16 protein-coding genes are annotated in these 18,155 nt (G+C 32.6%); 7 read left to right on the top strand and 9 right to left on the bottom strand.

What is annotated here, in order from left to right; all coding sequences use genetic code 11:
- Positions 1 to 227 precede the first annotated feature (227 nt).
- Positions 228 to 776 (top strand): acyl-CoA thioesterase, encoded by a 549-nt coding sequence (locus NBRC110019_RS14655; protein WP_281756098.1) that lies wholly within the window; start codon positions 228 to 230, stop codon positions 774 to 776.
- A 53-nt stretch (positions 777 to 829) separates the two neighbouring features.
- On the opposite strand, the gene carB is transcribed toward NBRC110019_RS14655, so the two are convergent.
- Both carB and rpmH read right to left on the bottom strand, forming a co-directional pair.
- Positions 830 to 3,682, bottom strand: a complete 2,853-nt coding sequence (gene carB, locus NBRC110019_RS14650; protein ID WP_281756096.1) for a carbamoyl-phosphate synthase large subunit — start codon at positions 3,680 to 3,682, stop codon at positions 830 to 832.
- Between the two features lie 102 nt (positions 3,683 to 3,784).
- Positions 3,785 to 3,943, bottom strand: a complete 159-nt coding sequence (rpmH, locus tag NBRC110019_RS14645) for a 50S ribosomal protein L34 (protein WP_281756094.1) — start codon at positions 3,941 to 3,943, stop codon at positions 3,785 to 3,787.
- A gap of 171 nt (positions 3,944 to 4,114) precedes the next feature.
- Here rpmH and NBRC110019_RS14640 point away from each other — a divergent pair, with 171 nt between their 5' ends.
- A complete protein-coding gene (locus tag NBRC110019_RS14640; RefSeq protein WP_281756093.1) occupies positions 4,115 to 4,630 on the top strand; it encodes a DUF2892 domain-containing protein in 516 nt (171 codons plus the stop codon).
- 173 nt (positions 4,631 to 4,803) lie between these two features.
- Positions 4,804 to 5,496, top strand: a complete 693-nt coding sequence (locus NBRC110019_RS14635) for a hypothetical protein (protein WP_281756092.1) — start codon at positions 4,804 to 4,806, stop codon at positions 5,494 to 5,496.
- A gap of 280 nt (positions 5,497 to 5,776) precedes the next feature.
- Here NBRC110019_RS14635 and NBRC110019_RS14630 read toward each other — a convergent pair whose 3' ends face one another.
- Together NBRC110019_RS14630 and NBRC110019_RS14625 are read right to left on the bottom strand one after the other, a co-directional pair.
- Positions 5,777 to 6,718 (bottom strand): lytic transglycosylase domain-containing protein, encoded by a 942-nt coding sequence (locus tag NBRC110019_RS14630; protein ID WP_281756089.1) that lies wholly within the window; start codon positions 6,716 to 6,718, stop codon positions 5,777 to 5,779.
- 50 nt (positions 6,719 to 6,768) lie between these two features.
- The gene (locus tag NBRC110019_RS14625) at positions 6,769 to 7,434 is read right to left on the bottom strand and encodes an alpha/beta fold hydrolase (RefSeq protein ID WP_281756088.1); all 666 of its coding nucleotides are present in this window, start codon (positions 7,432 to 7,434) and stop codon (positions 6,769 to 6,771) included.
- A gap of 298 nt (positions 7,435 to 7,732) precedes the next feature.
- Here NBRC110019_RS14625 and NBRC110019_RS14620 point away from each other — a divergent pair, with 298 nt between their 5' ends.
- Positions 7,733 to 8,023, top strand: coding sequence for a GNAT family N-acetyltransferase (locus NBRC110019_RS14620; protein ID WP_281756087.1), 291 nt, complete (start codon positions 7,733 to 7,735; stop codon positions 8,021 to 8,023).
- Positions 8,024 to 8,054: 31 nt separating this feature from the next.
- On the opposite strand, the gene NBRC110019_RS14615 is transcribed toward NBRC110019_RS14620, so the two are convergent.
- Positions 8,055 to 8,474: a nucleoside-diphosphate kinase gene (locus NBRC110019_RS14615; RefSeq protein ID WP_281756085.1), complete on the bottom strand. Its 420-nt coding sequence runs from the start codon at positions 8,472 to 8,474 to the stop codon at positions 8,055 to 8,057.
- Positions 8,475 to 8,577: 103 nt separating this feature from the next.
- Between NBRC110019_RS14615 and NBRC110019_RS14610 the strand changes: the two genes are divergently transcribed.
- From NBRC110019_RS14610 to NBRC110019_RS14600, 3 genes are read left to right on the top strand one after another with little or no spacing between them, the layout of a single operon-like run.
- Positions 8,578 to 9,600 carry a DHH family phosphoesterase gene (locus tag NBRC110019_RS14610; protein WP_281756083.1) on the top strand — a complete coding sequence of 341 codons (1,023 nt, stop codon included), beginning with the start codon at positions 8,578 to 8,580 and terminating at the stop codon, positions 9,598 to 9,600.
- On the top strand, positions 9,600 to 10,163 hold the full coding sequence (gldI, locus tag NBRC110019_RS14605; protein WP_281756081.1) for a gliding motility-associated peptidyl-prolyl isomerase GldI: 564 nt from the start codon (positions 9,600 to 9,602) through the stop codon (positions 10,161 to 10,163). Before NBRC110019_RS14610 ends, gldI begins: the two co-directional genes overlap by 1 nt.
- A 3-nt stretch (positions 10,164 to 10,166) precedes the next feature.
- Positions 10,167 to 11,291 carry a peptidylprolyl isomerase gene (locus NBRC110019_RS14600; protein ID WP_281756079.1) on the top strand — a complete coding sequence of 375 codons (1,125 nt, stop codon included), beginning with the start codon at positions 10,167 to 10,169 and terminating at the stop codon, positions 11,289 to 11,291.
- Positions 11,292 to 11,403: 112 nt separating this feature from the next.
- On the opposite strand, the gene NBRC110019_RS14595 is transcribed toward NBRC110019_RS14600, so the two are convergent.
- From NBRC110019_RS14595 to NBRC110019_RS14580, 4 genes are all read right to left on the bottom strand, one after another.
- A complete protein-coding gene (locus tag NBRC110019_RS14595; protein ID WP_281756077.1) occupies positions 11,404 to 12,261 on the bottom strand; it encodes a glycerophosphodiester phosphodiesterase family protein in 858 nt (285 codons plus the stop codon).
- 10 nt (positions 12,262 to 12,271) lie between these two features.
- Positions 12,272 to 13,852, bottom strand: coding sequence for a RagB/SusD family nutrient uptake outer membrane protein (locus NBRC110019_RS14590; protein ID WP_281756075.1), 1,581 nt, complete (start codon positions 13,850 to 13,852; stop codon positions 12,272 to 12,274).
- A 17-nt stretch (positions 13,853 to 13,869) separates the two neighbouring features.
- On the bottom strand, positions 13,870 to 17,127 hold the full coding sequence (locus tag NBRC110019_RS14585; protein ID WP_281756074.1) for a SusC/RagA family TonB-linked outer membrane protein: 3,258 nt from the start codon (positions 17,125 to 17,127) through the stop codon (positions 13,870 to 13,872).
- Positions 17,128 to 17,204: 77 nt separating this feature from the next.
- Complete coding sequence (locus NBRC110019_RS14580) at positions 17,205 to 18,125, bottom strand: FecR family protein (RefSeq protein WP_281756072.1); 921 nt, start codon at positions 18,123 to 18,125, stop codon at positions 17,205 to 17,207.
- Between the last annotated feature and the right edge of the window lie 30 nt (positions 18,126 to 18,155).

The following is an 18,155-nucleotide window of genomic DNA, read 5'->3' as shown; positions in this document are numbered from 1 at the left end:
CCTAAACTTACTTTTTTTCATAAGACCGTATTTAATTTAAAGTTAATAAATTGATTTTATACTGTCTGATTTTTTGGGAAGCCTACAGTTGTGACATTCCCATGTTTGTAAAAGCATATAGACAAAATACTCATTATAAAGTACCATTAAGTTATTCCCCATATCAAAAGGTTATTATGAACTAAATTTTGTACATTCATAATTACAAACCAAATACAACTTATTAAATGCATACTATATTTAAAAAAGTATCAGAAACAGCAGTTACTTTTTCAGAACTCATGCTACCATCTACTTCAAATTTTAATGGAAAAGTTCATGGTGGATATATTTTATCGTTAATGGATCAAATAGCATTTGCATGTGCCAGTAAACATTCAGGCACTTACTGTGTTACAGCATCGGTTGATACGGTTAACTTTTTAAACCCTATAGAGGTAGGTGAACTGGTAACTATGAAGGCCTGTATTAACTATGTAGGTAACACCTCTATGGTAGTAGGTATTAGAATTGATTCTGAAAATATACAAACAGGGAAAATAAAACATTGCAATTCATCTTATTTTACAATGGTTGCGCGTAGTCAGAATGGTAAAAGCGTACCTGTACCAGGGTTATTACTTACTTCTAAAAACGATGTGCGCAGATTTACACGTTCTATGCAGCAAAAGGCATTAGCTAAACAATATAAAGAGCTTACTAAAAATTTTAAATTCGATATTATAGACGCTGTTCAAAAATTAAAAGATGAAAAGGTTAAAATAGATCTTTTATAACCTAAAAAAGGGAGTCGTTAGACTCCCTTTTCATATATGTAAAAAATGAATAATTACTTGCTTAAGTACATTTTTCTACGAGCATATAAGTTATAGAATTCGTCATCTTTTAAACTATCTATAAATAAAATACTCTCACCAGTACTCTTCATCTCTGGTCCTAAATTCTTATTCACTTTAGGGAATTTATTAAACGAGAATACCGGTTGCTTAATAGCATACCCGTCTAACTCTGGCTTAAAGTTAAAGTCACTAATTTTCTTATCACCCAACATAATCTTAGTAGCATAATTTACATAAGGCTCTTTGTAAGCTTTTGCAATAAACGGCACTGTACGAGACGCTCTTGGGTTTGCTTCAATAATATAAACTACATCATCTTTAACCGCAAACTGAATGTTAATTAACCCTACCGTGTTAAGTGCCAAGGCTATTTTTCTGGTATGATCTTTAATTTGTTGAATCACTAAATCTCCAAGATTAAATGGAGGTAATGTTGCATTAGAATCCCCTGAATGAATACCACAAGGCTCTATATGTTCCATAATACCAATGATGTAAACATCTTCACCGTCACAAATTGCATCCGCCTCGGTCTCAATAGCTCCGTCTAAGTAGTGGTCTAATAACAATTTATTATTAGGTATTTTTCTTAATAAGTCTACAACATGCTCCTCTAACTCCTGCTTATTAATTACAATTTTCATTCCTTGCCCTCCTAATACATAAGAAGGTCTAATAAGCAATGGGAAATCAAGTTCATCTGCTAAAGCTAAAGCTTCATCAGCTGTTTCAGCAACACCAAACTTAGGATAAGGTATATTGTTGTCTGCTAACAGTCTAGAGAAACTACCTCTATCTTCTGCTAAATCTAAAGACTCAAAACTTGTTCCTAAAATTTTAATACCGTACTTATCTAATTTCTCAGCAAGTTTAAGTGCCGTTTGTCCTCCTAACTGTACAATTACACCTTCTGGTTTTTCGTGTTGAATAATATCATAAATATGTTCCCAAAATACAGGTTCAAAATATAATTTATCTGCCGTATCAAAATCTGTTGAAACTGTTTCAGGATTACAGTTAATCATAATGGTTTCATATTCACATTCTGCAGCAGCTAATACACCATGTACACAACAATAGTCAAATTCAATCCCCTGACCAATACGGTTAGGTCCCGATCCTAAAACAACAATCTTCTTTTTATCAGTAACTACACTTTCATTATCAACATAAGTTACTCCCTCTTTAGACTGCACTTCGTTTTCAAAAGTTGAGTAATAATAAGGTGTTTGTGCCATAAACTCAGCAGCACAAGTATCTACTAATTTATAAACACGATTTATATTAAGTTCGGCTCTTTTATTATATACTTCACTTTCTAAACAACCAAGCATATGTGCTATTTGCCTGTCTCCATACCCTTTTTGTTTAGCTTCCAACAATAAATCTCTATCTAAGGTATCTATAGTGAAGGTAGAAATCTCTTTTTCCAGATAGTATAGTTCTTCATATTGTTTTAAGAACCACATATCTATTTTAGTTATCTCGTGTATTCTACTAAGCGGAATACCAATTTGAATAGCGTCATAAATTACGAACACTCTATCCCATGAAGCATAAGTAAGCTTCTCTATAATTTGGTTGTAATCTTTATAGCTTTTTCCATCGGCACCTAAACCGTTACGCTTAATCTCTAAGGATTGCGTAGCCTTATGAAGTGCTTCTTGGAACGATCTACCAATACCCATAACCTCACCAACCGACTTCATTTGTAATCCTAAAGTTCTGTCTGAACCTTCAAATTTATCAAAGTTCCATCTTGGTATTTTTACAATCACATAATCTAAAGTAGGCTCAAATAATGCCGAAGTAGATTTTGTAATTTGATTTTCAAGTTCATCTAAGGTATAGCCAATTGCAAGCTTAGCTGCAATCTTAGCAATAGGATATCCTGTAGCTTTAGAAGCTAATGCAGACGATCTGGAAACACGAGGGTTAATTTCAATTGCAATAATATCTTCCTGATCATCTGGGCTCACTGCAAACTGAACGTTACAACCTCCGGCAAAGTCACCAATACTACGCATCATGTGAATTGCCATGTCACGCATTTTCTGGAATGTCTTATCACTTAAAGTCATTGCAGGTGCCACAGTAATAGAATCTCCGGTATGAATACCCATCGGATCCATATTTTCAATGGTACAGATAATAACCACATTATCGTTATCATCTCTCAATAATTCAAGTTCATATTCTTTCCAACCTAATAAAGCTTTATCAATCATTACCTCATGAATTGGAGAAATTTCCAAACCACGCGTTAATAATTCATCAAACTCATCTTTATGATGTACAAAAGAAGCTCCTGCTCCACCTAAGGTAAACGAAGCTCTAATTACAAGTGGAAAACCAAATTTCTGTGCTATTTCTTTTCCTTTAAGATACGATGTTGCTGTAGCTTGTGGTGCCATTGGAATCCCAATTTTCAACATAAGCTCTCTAAACTTCTCTCTATCTTCGGTTATGTTAATGGCATCTATATCTACACCAATAATTTCAACACCAAAGTCTTCCCAAATTCCTTTTTCATCTGCTTCAATACATAAGTTTAACGCAGTTTGTCCTCCCATTGTAGGTAATACAGCATCTACATTAGGGTGTTTTTGAAGAATTTCTACAATTGATTTTGTAGTCAATGGTTTTAAATATACATAATCAGCCATTGAAGGGTCGGTCATAATAGTAGCAGGGTTACTATTAATAAGAATCGTTTCTATACCATCTTCACGAAGAGAACGCAATGCTTGAGAACCTGAATAGTCAAATTCACATGCTTGTCCAATAATAATTGGTCCCGATCCGATTAACAGTATACTTTTAAGGTCTTTTCTTTTTGGCATCTTTTATAAGTTGTGCTAATTAAAAATGGAATTTCAAGGTACAAAAAAGGTGTTACTTCTATTAAAAGTAACACCTTAAATATAAACATTTATGCTATATCATTATTTCTTATGTCTTGTCTCAGATGAAACAGATAGTTTCTTTCTTCCTTTAGCTCTTCTGCTAGCAAGCACTTTTCTACCATTGGCAGAAGCCATTCTTTCTCTAAAACCGTGCTTGTTTCTTCTTTTTCTTTTCGATGGTTGAAATGTTCTTTTCATTTTGTAATATCTTTATTAACCGCTTATCTTAGTGTTAGTCTAATGCTTACAGCCTTATTCAAAAGCTGGGCGCAAATATACAAAGAGTTTTATTTTTTACAAACACTAAAGTAAAAATATTTTCTATTGTTTTTAGTATCTTTGCAACCCTAAAAATAGTAATACAAAATCATGTTCAATAAAAATTTAAAAATAGTAGTTGCAATTTTAATTTTCGGATGGGCTATTTATCAATTTATAGAAGGCAATATCGGAAACGGAATCTCCTTAATATTATTAGTTGGAATCTTTATATTCCTATATTTTAGAAACGAATTTATTCTACTAGCCTTTTTAAAAATGCGTAAGCAAGATTTTGAAGGTACCGAGAAATGGCTAGATAAAATTAAAAATCCTGAAGCTGCTTTAATTCAAAAGCAACAAGGCTACTATAACTATATAAAAGGTATCATTAACTCGCAAAGAAATCTTACTGTTGCAGAAAAACACTTTAAGCTGGCATTAAAACTTGGATTAACTATGGATTATGATATAGCCATGACTAAATTAAGTCTTGCCGGTATAGCTATGCAAAAAAGAAGAAAGAGAGAAGCTACCACCTTATTAAACCAAGCTAAGAAGTTAGATAAACAAAATATGCTTACAGATCAAATAAAAATGATGCAGCAACAGCTAAAAAGAATTTAAATTCTAGTGCAAAACTTTATCTTAACTTACACTTTAAAACTTAACATAAATTTATTAGAGTCGTAATTTTTAGGTTATAAATTGATTAATTTTCATTTTTATACCACGAAAATAAAAATTAATCAATTTCAAAGTTTTTTTGGTTATCTTTGTCAAGATAATTGAGCCAAAAAATGAAACGACTAATAGCTATACTTGTATTTTTAGCATGCGGTAATCTGTTTTCTCAAACAGATTCTAATTACATGTTATTATCTGAAGCATTGGTTAGCTATGGTGCTAAATATCAGCACGAATGCGAGAAAGCCATGCTTAGAGACGACATGGATCGTATTGATTTTTTGTTTGATTCCATTACCAACAAATATCTTAAAGGAAAATACTTTGACCCCTTTATAGTTAAAAAACTAAGTAATAGATGTGTTGATTTAAAGACATTTAAAAAACCTATATTTCTTATTACCTTAACTACATGGCATTTACAAACTAAAGGAGAAATTGAAGCTATTAATGAATTAGCTGAACAATATCATAAAGATATTGAGTTTGTGGTGTTGTATTGGGGGCCTAGAAATAAAGCTAAAAAAGCCAGTAAAGTATTTTCTTCTAAAATATCTATCACCTATTTTGACGAAAGAGACAACAAAGGAGCTTATATTGTTGGTAAATTAAAACATTTCTTTGGTTTTCCTACATATTTTTATATGAATGCGGATATGAGCATTGTTTCTATTAACAGAGGTGGTGCTAAAAAGCCTTTTTATACAGAGCAAGATTTTGTAAAAGAAAGTAACTACAACAATCATTTTGTTTACATCAAAGAGTTACTTATAAATGCAGACTCTAATACATTTGCTAACAAGTAAACTACCTTTTCTATATAGTACTTGTAGAATCTATCAAACATCTTGGTTACCTATATTATAATAGGAATTTGATAGATTAAAAACAACTTTACCCCTATCCCAAGTTCTTTTCTATATTCTTGTCCAAATAAATAATGCACAACAATCATAGAATTGGCAACACTGCCAATACTAATACTATAATATATTCTAATATACTTCGCTAGGTTGCTATTTAAAAAGCATGATAATCACAGCAATTAAAACAACTTGCCATGCAGATAACGCAAAATAAATGCTATCATCTATTATATAAATAAGTACCTTTCTTCGGTATTTCAATATGATACACCTTTCTTGATCTGTTATTTAAATACGCATCTCTAAGCCAAGGGTTGTGTACTTTCAATATTTTATAGTTAATATCAAATTGCTTAGAAAAAGAAACGAAATCTTTTACTGCCGTATCTACTTTAACTTCATAAGTAGGTATATATTTATACAAATCTGATTCTTCAAATTGAAAGCCATATTTTTCAGGATGAGACATAATCTCTTTAATCGCTAATATTCTAAATACATATCTACCAGTTTCGGCTCCTAAAAGTAAATCATAATAATTTTCAACATCTTGTCTTTCCATTTGTTTAGCAACGCCAGATTGTCCAGCATTGTAAGCAGCTGCCGCCAACGTCCAATTACCAAATTTTTCCTTGGCAGATTTTAAATATTCACATGCAGCCTGTGTAGACAATTTTAAATTATAACGTTCATCTACGTTACTATTCACCTCTAATCCAAACTCTTCTGCTGTAGGCTCCATGAATTGCCAATACCCTTTAGCTCCAGCCGGAGACACAACATTCTGCAATCCGCTTTCAATTACGGCTAAGTATTTAAAATCATCAGGCACACCATTTTCTTTTAGAATAGGTTCTATTACTGGAAAGTATTTATGAGCTCGTTTCAACAATAACAGCGCATTTGATTGCCAATAGGTATTTACTAAAAACTCCCTATCTATACGCTCCATTACTTCCGGATCATCTGTAGGCATTAATTCTCCTGCAAATGAAATACTATCAGGAATTTTTATCGCATATACCTTTGTTACAGAAGTAGCTTCTTTATCATTGTCTATTTCATTATTTTCCGTTTTTGTATTGCTAACCGCGTTAATCAATACAGCTGATAAAAGCAAAATCCCAATGCCTCCTACAACTCGCTTTAAAGTGTTTTTCATCTCAATCAATTTTTGGGTAATTCTAATATAATAAATAAAACCAACCTTATTCAGTATTCAGTAATTAAACTTGGCAAATGTTCATTAAACCATTTAAACCTATTAATAATCATAATATGCGTTCCTCCCTTTACAACAACACAATCTTTCACGTTATCAATAGGAAAAACCTTGTCATTATCTCCTTGTATATGTACTACTGGTATATTATTCATTTGTTTCCAATTAATAATGGTATCTAATGCCCAGTCTATATAGCGCTTATCTCTTACAGAAAGGTACATTTTATACAACTCTAACCTATTCGTTACAGTTTCACCAAAAGCATACTTTGCCAAAACCTCTACATTATTTACTAATCCCGTAGGTAAAATTTTATGCAACTTACTTTTACGAGAAAAATGTATTCTTGCAGGCATTTCAGATTCGTGCTTAACGCTACTTATAATAAGTACCTTTCTCACAGGTATTAATGCCGCCATTTCCTGAACAAGAATTCCTCCAAACGAAACTCCAATTAATACAGGGTTATCATGGTGTATACATTCAGTTAATCGCTTAGCATACGTTTTAATTGGTTCCTTTTTCTCTGGAATCAACCATTCTAGGTAAAACACTTCAAAGGTATCTTCTGGTAATTTTATGGCATCAAAAATTAATTTATTTGCTGCCATTCCGGGCATAAAATACACCGGAATTTTAGATTTAACACTCATATATTAAAACGTAACTTACTATTTATAAGTTTTTTTGTAAATTTGCATTGTAAATGTAATACATAATCCAGACATTTTTTTTTTGAGCGTCAAAAATGTTATTGAATAACATTTCTTTAACAGCGTAGGTTAATTTTTAGGAGATAATCGAAACGATACATATAATCTTCCTATTTCAAGATTTATAGCACTTTCTTAAGCATGTAAATTAGCTTACCTCTTCGTTCTTTTTTATAATGACATACACTGCTATTATCTTACATAATAGATTAAAACACAATAAATTAAAATTTATACAATGGGTTTAGAAGTTAATGATAATGATTTTTTACGCCAGTTTGAAGTAGAAATAAATGGGGAACTAGCAAAAATTGAATATGCTTTACAAGAAAGAAAAGTATTCCTTACGAAATTAACGATTCCTGAAAGTGCAGAAGAATCATTTAAAGATGAGTTTATTAGAGCTGTACTTAAAGAAATTGAAGAGAAAAATTGCAGAGTGGTACCTACTAGTCCAGAGATTGCTAAATTCTTAAGAAAACACAGAATGATTTACAAAGATTTACTACCGGTTGGTATTAGAATCTAAAAAAAAAGAGGCCTAGGCCTCTTTTTTTTCCTTAAAATATTTCTCTACCTGAAAAATGAAAAGCTCCTTCTATAGCAGCGTTTTCATCACTATCAGATCCATGAACTGCATTTTCCTGAATAGAACCAGCAAATAACTTACGAATTGTTCCTTCAGCAGCCTCTTCAGGGTTGGTTGCTCCTATTAAAGTTCTAAAGTCTTCAACTGCATTACTCTTTTCAAGTATAGCAGATACAATAGGCCCACTAGTCATAAAAGCAACTAAATCATTAAAGAACGGACGCTCGCTATGCACTGCATAAAACGTTTCAGCGTCTCCTTTTGATAATTTTGTATACTTCATTGCCACAATTTTAAACCCAGCAGTTTGTATTTTTTCTAAGATTGCCCCGATATAACCGTTTTTCACAGCATCAGGTTTAATCATTGTAAAAGTTCTGTTTGTTGCCATTCTTATTAATTATTTTTAACAAATTTACTGTTTTTGACTTTATTCACAAGCTTATACAGTATTGTTTAACCACAACAGATAAAATCTGTATATTCGCAAAATCATGAATGAATTTGAAATTGCAAAAGTTCAGGCACTTTTAAAAAGTGCCAAAAATATAGTTATTATACCTCACAAAAATCCTGATGGAGATGCTATAGGATCTACTCTTGGTCTATATCATTATCTTACGTTGAAAAGTTTAAACGTTACTGTTGTTTCTCCTAACGACTACCCTGCTTTTTTAAAGTGGATTCCGGGCGAAAACACCATTGTTAAATATGACTATCAAACAGACGAGGCTACTAAAAAGATTAAAGAGGCAGACCTTATCTTTACGCTTGACTTTAATGACTTTAGTAGAACCGATAACATGCAGTTTTTGTTAGAAAAAAGTACTGCCGATTTTGTAATGATAGATCATCATCAATCGCCTTCTGACTATGCTAAGGTTACCTATTCAGACCCTACAATGAGTAGTACCTGTGAAATGGTATATCATTTTATTTATATGCTGGGTGATGAAGCTAGCATTAATAAAGATATAGCAGACTGCCTCTATACAGGAATCATGACAGATACCGGTTCCTTCAGATTTGCAAGTACCTCTAGCACTACTCATAGAGTTATAGCAACTCTTATTGATAAGGGCGCTGAGAATGCCACTATTCATAATAGAATATACGATTCTAACTCTAAAAGCAGGCTTCTGTTATTAGGGTGTGCTTTAAAAAATTTGGTGGTACTTGAAGAATACAATACTGTTTATATCACCTTAAGTAAAGAAGAGCTAGTAACTTATAATTATGAGAAAGGTGATACAGAAGGTTTTGTAAACTACGGACTTTCGCTTGCCGGAATTAAATTTGCTGCTATTTTTATTGAAAATATGCATACGGATGAAGAATTTGTAAAAGTATCATTACGATCAAAAGGGAATTTTAATGTTAATTTGTTCTCTAGAAGTCATTTTAATGGTGGTGGACATATAAATGCAGCTGGCGGAAGAAGTAATATGTCATTAGAGGCTACTAAAACGTATTTTGAAGATATAATAAAAGGCTATAAAAATCAGTTAATTGATTAATGAAAAAGTATATTTTAATCATCGGTATTTTATCATTTCTGGTCTCTTGTTCTGAGCCAGAACCTAGAAAACCGGTAACCTCTAAAACAGGTACCTTTTTTAAAGAATCGGTAAAAAGAAATAAACTTATTCTTGAAAAAGAAGAAAACTACATTCAGCAACTTATAAAAGCTGACTCTCTGAATAACTATATTCCTTCTAAAGATGGATTCTGGTATACCTACGGTACCAAAGATAGTTTGTCATCAAACAAACCGGTAGAAGATGATTTAGTTACATTAACATACAACATCAAATCTTTAAACAATCAAAACATTTATTCTTTTGATGCTATTGGTACAGTAACCTACAAAGTTGATAAGCAAGAGAATTTATTTTTTGGCCTTAGAAAAGCGGTTAAATTACTTCATAAAGGAGAAGAAGCTACATTTTATTTCCCTTCTTCTTTAGCATACGGTTATATTGGTGACCATAAAAGAATTGGTGTGAATATACCCTTAAAAAGCACATTAAAAATAATAGATATAGAAAAATCAAACGATTCCATTACAACAAATAATTAATTTATGAAAAAAATCTTAATCTTATCTATGTTTACCCTTTTAGCGGTTGCAGCAGGTAGTTGTCAGAAAAAACAATACAGAGAACTTGGTGATGGGCTATTTGCCGATATTCAAACCAATAAAGGAAACATGATTGTAAAACTGTACTATGATGCTACACCAGCTACTGTTGCCAGCTTTGTTTCGTTAGCTGAGGGTACTAATGAATACGTTACAGATTCTTTAAAAGGAAAACCTTACTATGATGGAGTAATTTTTCATCGAGTTATGAAAGATTTTATGATTCAGGGCGGTGATATTCTTGGTACCGGTTCAGGAGACCCTGGTTATAAATTTGAAGATGAGTTTGTAGACACTTTAAAATTTGATGGTAAAGGAATTCTTGCAATGGCAAACTCAGGAAGAAATACCAATGGAAGTCAATTTTTTATTACCCATAAAGAAACCCCATGGTTAAACGGGGCACATACTATTTTTGGAAAAGTTGTTAAAGGTGAAGAAATTATTGATACCATTGCCAATGTAAAAGTGAATCCAAGTAACAGCAAACCTATTGACTCCGTGATTATTAACCATGTAGAAATTATTAAAAACGGTAGAAATGCTAAGAAATTTAAAGCAGCAAAGGTTTTTGATGAATACTACAAAGAAAAAATAAAAAGAGAAGAAGAAAGAAAAGCTAAACTAGCCGCTCAGAAAAAAGCTGCTACCACTACCGACTCTGGTTTGCAATTATTATTCTTAAATAAATCTGAGGATGGAGAACAGCCAAAACAAGGCAGTAAAGTATTAGTTTACTATTCTGGTTATTTAGATAGAGACGGAGAACTTGTTGCTTTTGCTTCTAACATAGAATCTGTAATAAAAGAAAATAACTTAGATAAGAAAAGCCCAATGCCTCCTAAAACAGACCCGGCTATTATGGATTATAGCAGTAATGCTAACCTAATTGCTGGTGTTAAAGAAGCCTTATTACAAATGAAAGTTGGAGATAAAGTAAGAGTATTTATACCTTACTACTTAGGTTATGGTGATAGAGGAGCTGGAAGAGGGTTGATCCCTCCAAAATCTGACTTAGTTTTTGATCTTGAAATAGTTAGTATTGCAGAACCAACAGCTGCAGAATAATTATTAGACTTTTATACATTTTGAGACATGAATGTCTCAACAAGATAAAACAAAAGCCGCTATTAAAAATAGCGGCTTTTTAGTAACTCAAAAAACAAAACAAACACATTAATTACCGATGTAATTTGTGCGCTCTTAAATAAACTAATAATTCTTTCGGGTAATCTGTTTGAATCACATTTACGTTTTTCTTAATAATAGTGTCATACCCTGTTCCTGATTCTTGTTGTTCAGTATCATATTTCCCTAAAGCATTAGCCCAAACACGAGATTGAGCATCCAATACTTCTTGCATAAGTGCGTCTGTATAAAACGTAAAGTCTACATGGATTACTTTAATATCTTCAAACTTTAATATTTTATCAATATTTTTTTCAGAATAAGCTCTTGGCATTACGGTTATATCTTCATCTAATTTGCGTAGCTTTTTAATTAGCTTATAATCATCATAGATATAAAACAGCACCTCATCTTCCATTTGGTTAGCCTTAAGAATATTCAAAGCATTTACAAAAGACTCCTTGGTTTCTGCTTTAAAATCAACATCTACAATAATCTTGTCTTTACAAAGTTTTAAAGCCTCATCAAAAGTTAAGATAACCTGATCTGTAGGCTCCCCATTAAAAATTAACCTAAGGGCTTTTAACTCTGCAAGAGTAAAGTTTTTCACCAATCCTTTTCCTGTAGTTGTACGATCAATAGTTCTATCATGAATAATCACTAATTCATGATCTTTTGTTTCCCTTACATCTAGCTCTACAATATCTGTTTTAACTCGTATTGCTTCTAAAATTGCCTTTTCAGAATTCTCTGGAAATTCTTGGTGGGCAGCTCTATGAGCTGCCACCAAAATATATTCTGGATGTTTTAAAAAATCGTTTAATAAACTATCTACTCTTGTTTGGGCAAAACAAAAGTCGCTAAGCCCTATTAAAAAAACAATCAGTAAATAAATGACTCTTTTGTACATAGCAATGTATTTAATATCCCGGATTCTGTTTCATTCCTGCAGTACTTGCATCTATTTCAGATTGCGGAATAGGTCTTAACAAATGATATTCTTTAACATTAGCACTTGCATTCGGATTATATAAACGAACACGATCTAATAGTCGCCCGGTTCTTTTTAAATCAATCCAGCGTTTTTCCTCTCCACCAAGTTCTCTTGCGCGCTCATCTAAAATAGTGTCCATATCTATGGTAAAAGCCGTTACCTGAGGAAGAATACTACCAGATGCCGCTGCTCTGTTTCTAACAACATTTAATGCAGATGCTGCTTCAGAAGTATTCCCTAACTCAAATTCTACTTCTGCTTTTAATAAATACGTTTCAGCTAATCTATACACAAAGAAATCTCTGAAACCAGCTTTTTCATTGGGCGAACTTCTTGTTGGGTCATCATGCTTTTTCATTCCCCAGTGCATATCATCTCTGTTTGGTGCTATTTTACTCTGGTAAAGTACATTTCCGTAATCATCCTGAATATCCCATACAACGCTATCCCCTTCTTGTACTGCCACCATTTGTCCGTTAAAATCAACATCGGCAGTATATCCATCTACATTGTAATACCAAACTCTTCTGAAAGTTTCATCAAAACGAGTATCGTCATCTTCAAATAAATTTCTAAAGAATTCTGTTGGTCTGAAACGAGTATAAGGCCTACCTCCCTGAGAAGCATCTCTTTCTAAACCTGCAAATGCCGCATAGTTTGGGGTAAAAAACAAGTGTCCTCTGTTACCATCTCCGTTATACACATTATCATTGGTATACTGTATAGAAAATATAATCTCACCATTTTCCTGATTGTCATAATCAAAAACATCGGCAAAGGTAGGTTCTAAAGCATAAGGTCCTTGATTTATAATAGCATCTAATGCTATTTTTGCATCGGTATAATTACCTAGTAGCATATTTACTAAAACCAATTGTTGTAATGCAGCTCCTTTTGTTATTCTTCCGTATTCCTCTGCTTCCCAATCTAAGTTATCAATAGCAAACTGAGTATCTTCTAACATAAACTGCCATATCGTTTCTTTTGCTGTTCTTGTAGTATTTGTATTTACTTCTGCTGAAGCTTTGTCCATAAATACAACATCTCCCCATTGCATGGTTAACCAATAATAAAAATGCGCTCTAATAAATCTAACCTCTGCAATGTAAGTTGCTTTAAGATCTGCATCTAAAAAGTCTACCTCTTCAATATTCATTAAAAATGAATTAGCAGCAGATACGCCTTCATATAGTTCTCCCCACACTCTATCAACTCTTCCCTGAGCCGGATTTAAATCATTACTATATTCATCTAGTTCCCAATCTCCATCATTACCATGCTGAAAAATATCAGTTCCAGAAGTGGTTAATAATAAACTAGACTGTCTACCATAGATATAACGTAATGGTGAATACGTACCCGCTAACGCTTGTTTAACTCCGTCTTCATTAGCAAATAAAATAGGTGCTGTAGTTGTTGTATACGGGTTTTCATCTAATGAGCATCCTACTGATAGTAAAAGCAATAGAAATGAAAAACCTTTGATTATATTTTTTATAGTTTTCATTATTCAACTATTTTTTTTTAGAAATTAACATTTAAACCAATTGAAATAAATCGTGTAGCCGGATACGAAGCTTTCTCTCCTGAAGCCTCATATTCAGGATCATATCCTTCATATTTTGTAAACGTAAAAGGATTCTCTGCAGTAATATTGAATCTTACGTTTTCTACACCAAACTTCTTGAAAGTACTTTCCGGTAATGTATACCCTAATACAATGTTTCTAACTTTCACAAAGTTGATTTCTCTATACGCTAAAGCAGAAGATTTGCTGTCTTGCATATTGTAATAAGGTCTTGGATTTGCATTAGTAGTAGATTCTGGTAAATAATAATCTACATCTATGTTATTATATTTACCACCAAGGGTATTATAATCATCATAGAATTTAGAGTAGGTTACATTCCCTTGTCTAGCATATAAAACAAACGACAAATCGAAGTTTTTATAAGAAACTCTATTGGTTAAACCAGCCGTCCATTTAGGCGTATTAGCTCCTATAATTGTTCTATCATCATCATCTATAACACCATCATTATTAAGGTCTTTTACTTTTATTTCTCCAACATTATACCCATAAGATGCCGCCTCTGCGGCTTCTTCTTGTTGCCAAACTCCTTCTGCTACATAATCGTAATAAACGTTAATTGGTGAATTTACAAACCATGCGTTATCAATATCTGCCAAAGTACCATCACCATATAAATCGGTTATTTTGTTCTTATTACGTGCAAATGTTACTGTAGTTTCCCATCTAAATTTACCGTTATCTACGTTTACCGAGTTTACAGTAACTTCTAAACCTCTGTTTTCTGTACTACCAATATTTTGCATAGCAGTTTCGAAACCAGAACTAACAGGAATACTTCTCTGTAATAATAAATCGCTAGTTTTAGCTATATAATAGTTAATACTAGCCGAGAAACGATTATCGAAAAAACCAGCGTCTAAACCAATGTTTAATTCCTTAGTAGTTTCCCACTTCAGATCCTCATTTGCCAAAGAACTTGGTGTATAGGTTACATAACCGGTATCTCCAAAAGAATAGGAATCTTTAGAATAGGTACTTAATGTTTGGTAAGGAGAAATAGCTGTATTACCTGTTTCGCCATAACTCAAGCGCAGTTTTAAGTTAGAAAGTTTTGAGAAATTATCTTTTAAAAAACTTTCTTCAGAGGCTATCCACGCCACTGCAGCAGAAGGGAAAAAGCCCCATTTATTAGTATCTGCTAACCTAGATGAACCATCGGCTCTAGCAGTAGCAGTAAACAAATAACGATTCTTAAATTTATAATTTACTCTACCTACATATGACATTAAAGACCAGTCACTATAAGTAGTACCATAGCTAGTTACAGAACCAGCTCCTAAATCATAGTATAATTTAGAACTAAATGGTATGTCGTTTACGTTAATATAAGTACTCTTAGTTATTTGTTTTTGGTAGCTACTAACTAAGGTTATATTAAGTTCGTTATTTGCATTTATTCTTTTATTAAAATCTAATACATTCTCTATTGTTAACGAGGTAACGTTAGTGTTAGAATTACCAGCTGTAGTTCCCTCCCCTTGATTAGCTATAGTTTCTTCTCCATTAAAATATCCGCCAAATGTATGTTTATAATCAGGCCCTGCTTTTAATTTATACGTTAATCCATCAAACAATTCATATTCTACATATAAGCTAGCAAATAAGCGTGTAGTAAAGTTTTCATTTACTGCATTCTGAAACTGAGATAATGGGTTAATCAACTTACCTTCATCAGTTGTTGGTCTAAACAAGATATCTCCATTATCATCATACGCTCTTCCTAGAGGACTTAATTTTAAAACATAATCATAGATGTCACTTTCTACTACTTCTTGCTTAGAACGACTTATATAAGAAGAAACACCAAACTTTAAACGTTCACTTTTTACATAATCTGTATTTACACGTAATGAATATCTTTTAAATCCTGAATTGTCTACAATACCTTGCTCATCATAGTAGTTTGCAGAAATAGCATATTTAAATTTCTTATTTCCACCAATTGCAGAAAGTTGATGGCTTTGCTTATAACCTTCTTCAAATATAACATCTTGCCAATTTGTATATTCTTTGTTAGCTATAGCGTTTAAGGCAATAGCATCAAAAATTGAAGCATCTGTAGAATAAGTATCTCCTCCATTATACGTACGGTAAGCTTCTCTTCTTAATTGAGCAAACTCCTCACCATTCATCATATCTACTTTTTTAGATACCGATGTAATACCGTAGTATCCATTATAACTAATACGAACCTCATCATTTTTACCTCTTCTAGTGGTAATAATAATAACCCCGTTAGAGGCTCTAGAACCATAAATAGCCGACGCAGATGCATCTTTTAAAACCTCTACCGAGGCTACATCATTAGGATTTAAATCGTTTAAACCATCAATAACCGGAATTCCATCTACTACAATTAAAGGAGAGTTGCTCGCTGTTATAGAACGTTGCCCCCTTATGTTTATAGTTACACCTCCTCCAGGTTGGTGCCCGTTATCTATAATATCTAACCCGGCTACCTTACCTTTTAATGCCTGAACCGTATTAGTAGAAGGAATCTCTTGTAACTCCTCTCCACTTACAGAAGCCACAGTTCCGGTTAAATCTCTTTTCTTTTCTTTACCATACCCAATAACTACTACCTCTTCTAATGAATTTTCAGAAGGCTCCATAACTACCGTCATGTAACTTTGAGAACCAACCTCTATTGCTACTGTTTCAAACCCCATATAGGCAAAAACTAACACCGGATTTTCAGTGGTAAGATTCATGGTAAAGGTTCCTTCAAAAGTAGTTACTGTACCATTGGCAGTTCCTTGCTCTGCAATATTCACCATAGGTAACGGAACGTTATTTTCATCAGTTATAATTCCTTTTATAACTTTCTGATAATTAACAGCACCTTGGTCATCATGCTTCTTTCTAATCAAAACTTTCTCCTTATTAATCACATAAGAAAGTTTAGCTCTAACAGAAATATCATTCATCACCTCTTCAATATCGGTTTGAACATAATTTACATCATAAGTGTGCTCATCTTTAAGGATATCTTCCCCAAAATTAAAGGTGTAGCTTGTTTGTTTTTCTAACTCAGAAAACAGAGAATTAAGCGTAATGCTTTTAGAAGAAATAGTTATATTTGCCTGATAAGAAAGGTTGTTAGACCACAGACAGTTAAACGAAAACAAGAATAGTAGTATACTGGTTATCGTTTTAAAATTTTGAAATTTGTTTTTAAAAAAATACATTTTTAGTGTTGATTATTCAGTTTGTCAATACTTTCACAATCCACAATTGCTGCAACAATTGTGGATTTTTTGTTTCATTAGTTTTTAGTTACAATTACTTTTTGATCATGTCTATTAAAATTTAATTCGGTTATAAATGAAAGGTTTTCTAATACTTCGTTTAAAGTATCTTCTGGAGAAATATATAAGTTAATCTTTTGATCTTGAAAAGTATCGTCCTCAAAAGAGAACGCTACATTATATTTGTATTCCAATAAACTGGTAAGAGCTGCTAAAGTCACTTCATTAAAATTGAATTCCCTTTTATACCAATTACTAAATTCGTTATGCTGTACTACTTCTTTAATTAGCTTATGATCTCTGCTAATTACTTTTTCAAAAGGAATCAGATCAACACTATTAGATGCTGAAGACACATTTACTTTTCCTGTAGCCACAACCACCTCTGTCTCTATGGTTGACGTTTTTATATTAAATGAAGTACCCAAAACCTTTGTAGCTACATTATTAGATGTTACCACAAAGGGTTTTTCTTTATTCGGTGTTACTTTAAAGAAGGCATTTCCGTAGTCTAAAACCAGCTCCCTTTTGTTTCCATGAAACTCCATTGGGTACTGTAATTGTGTATGTGCTCCTAGGTACACTAATGATCCGTCTGATAATAGCAAGGAATCTATAGCAACGCCAGTAGTTACTATTTCTAGTTTTTCGCTTTTCAGGAAAAAAGAAATAGAAATAGCTATAACTAAACAAGCTGCAACACCATACTTTATAAATTGCAAGTATCTTACATTAGGTGCCGGACTAATTTGTTTTTTTACTCCAATCCAAATATCTGATGACAGCTTTTCCTTATCAGTACCCTTGTCGATGGTATTTTCTTCACTATTATATTCTTTTGTAAGAAAGTCATTTAGTAGGGTATCCTCTTCATGAGAAAGTTTTCCTTTAAAAAACTTACCTACCAAAACATTTAATATATGTTGTTTTCTATCCACTGTTACTATTGTTTCTTCGTAGTTAAGTAA

The organism is Neptunitalea chrysea (assembly GCF_027924145.1).
In the GTDB taxonomy this organism is placed as follows: Bacteria; Bacteroidota; Bacteroidia; order Flavobacteriales; family Flavobacteriaceae; genus Neptunitalea; species Neptunitalea chrysea.
The sequence above is the reverse complement of the archived record's forward strand: the minus strand, read 5'-3'. Positions and strand labels throughout refer to the sequence as shown.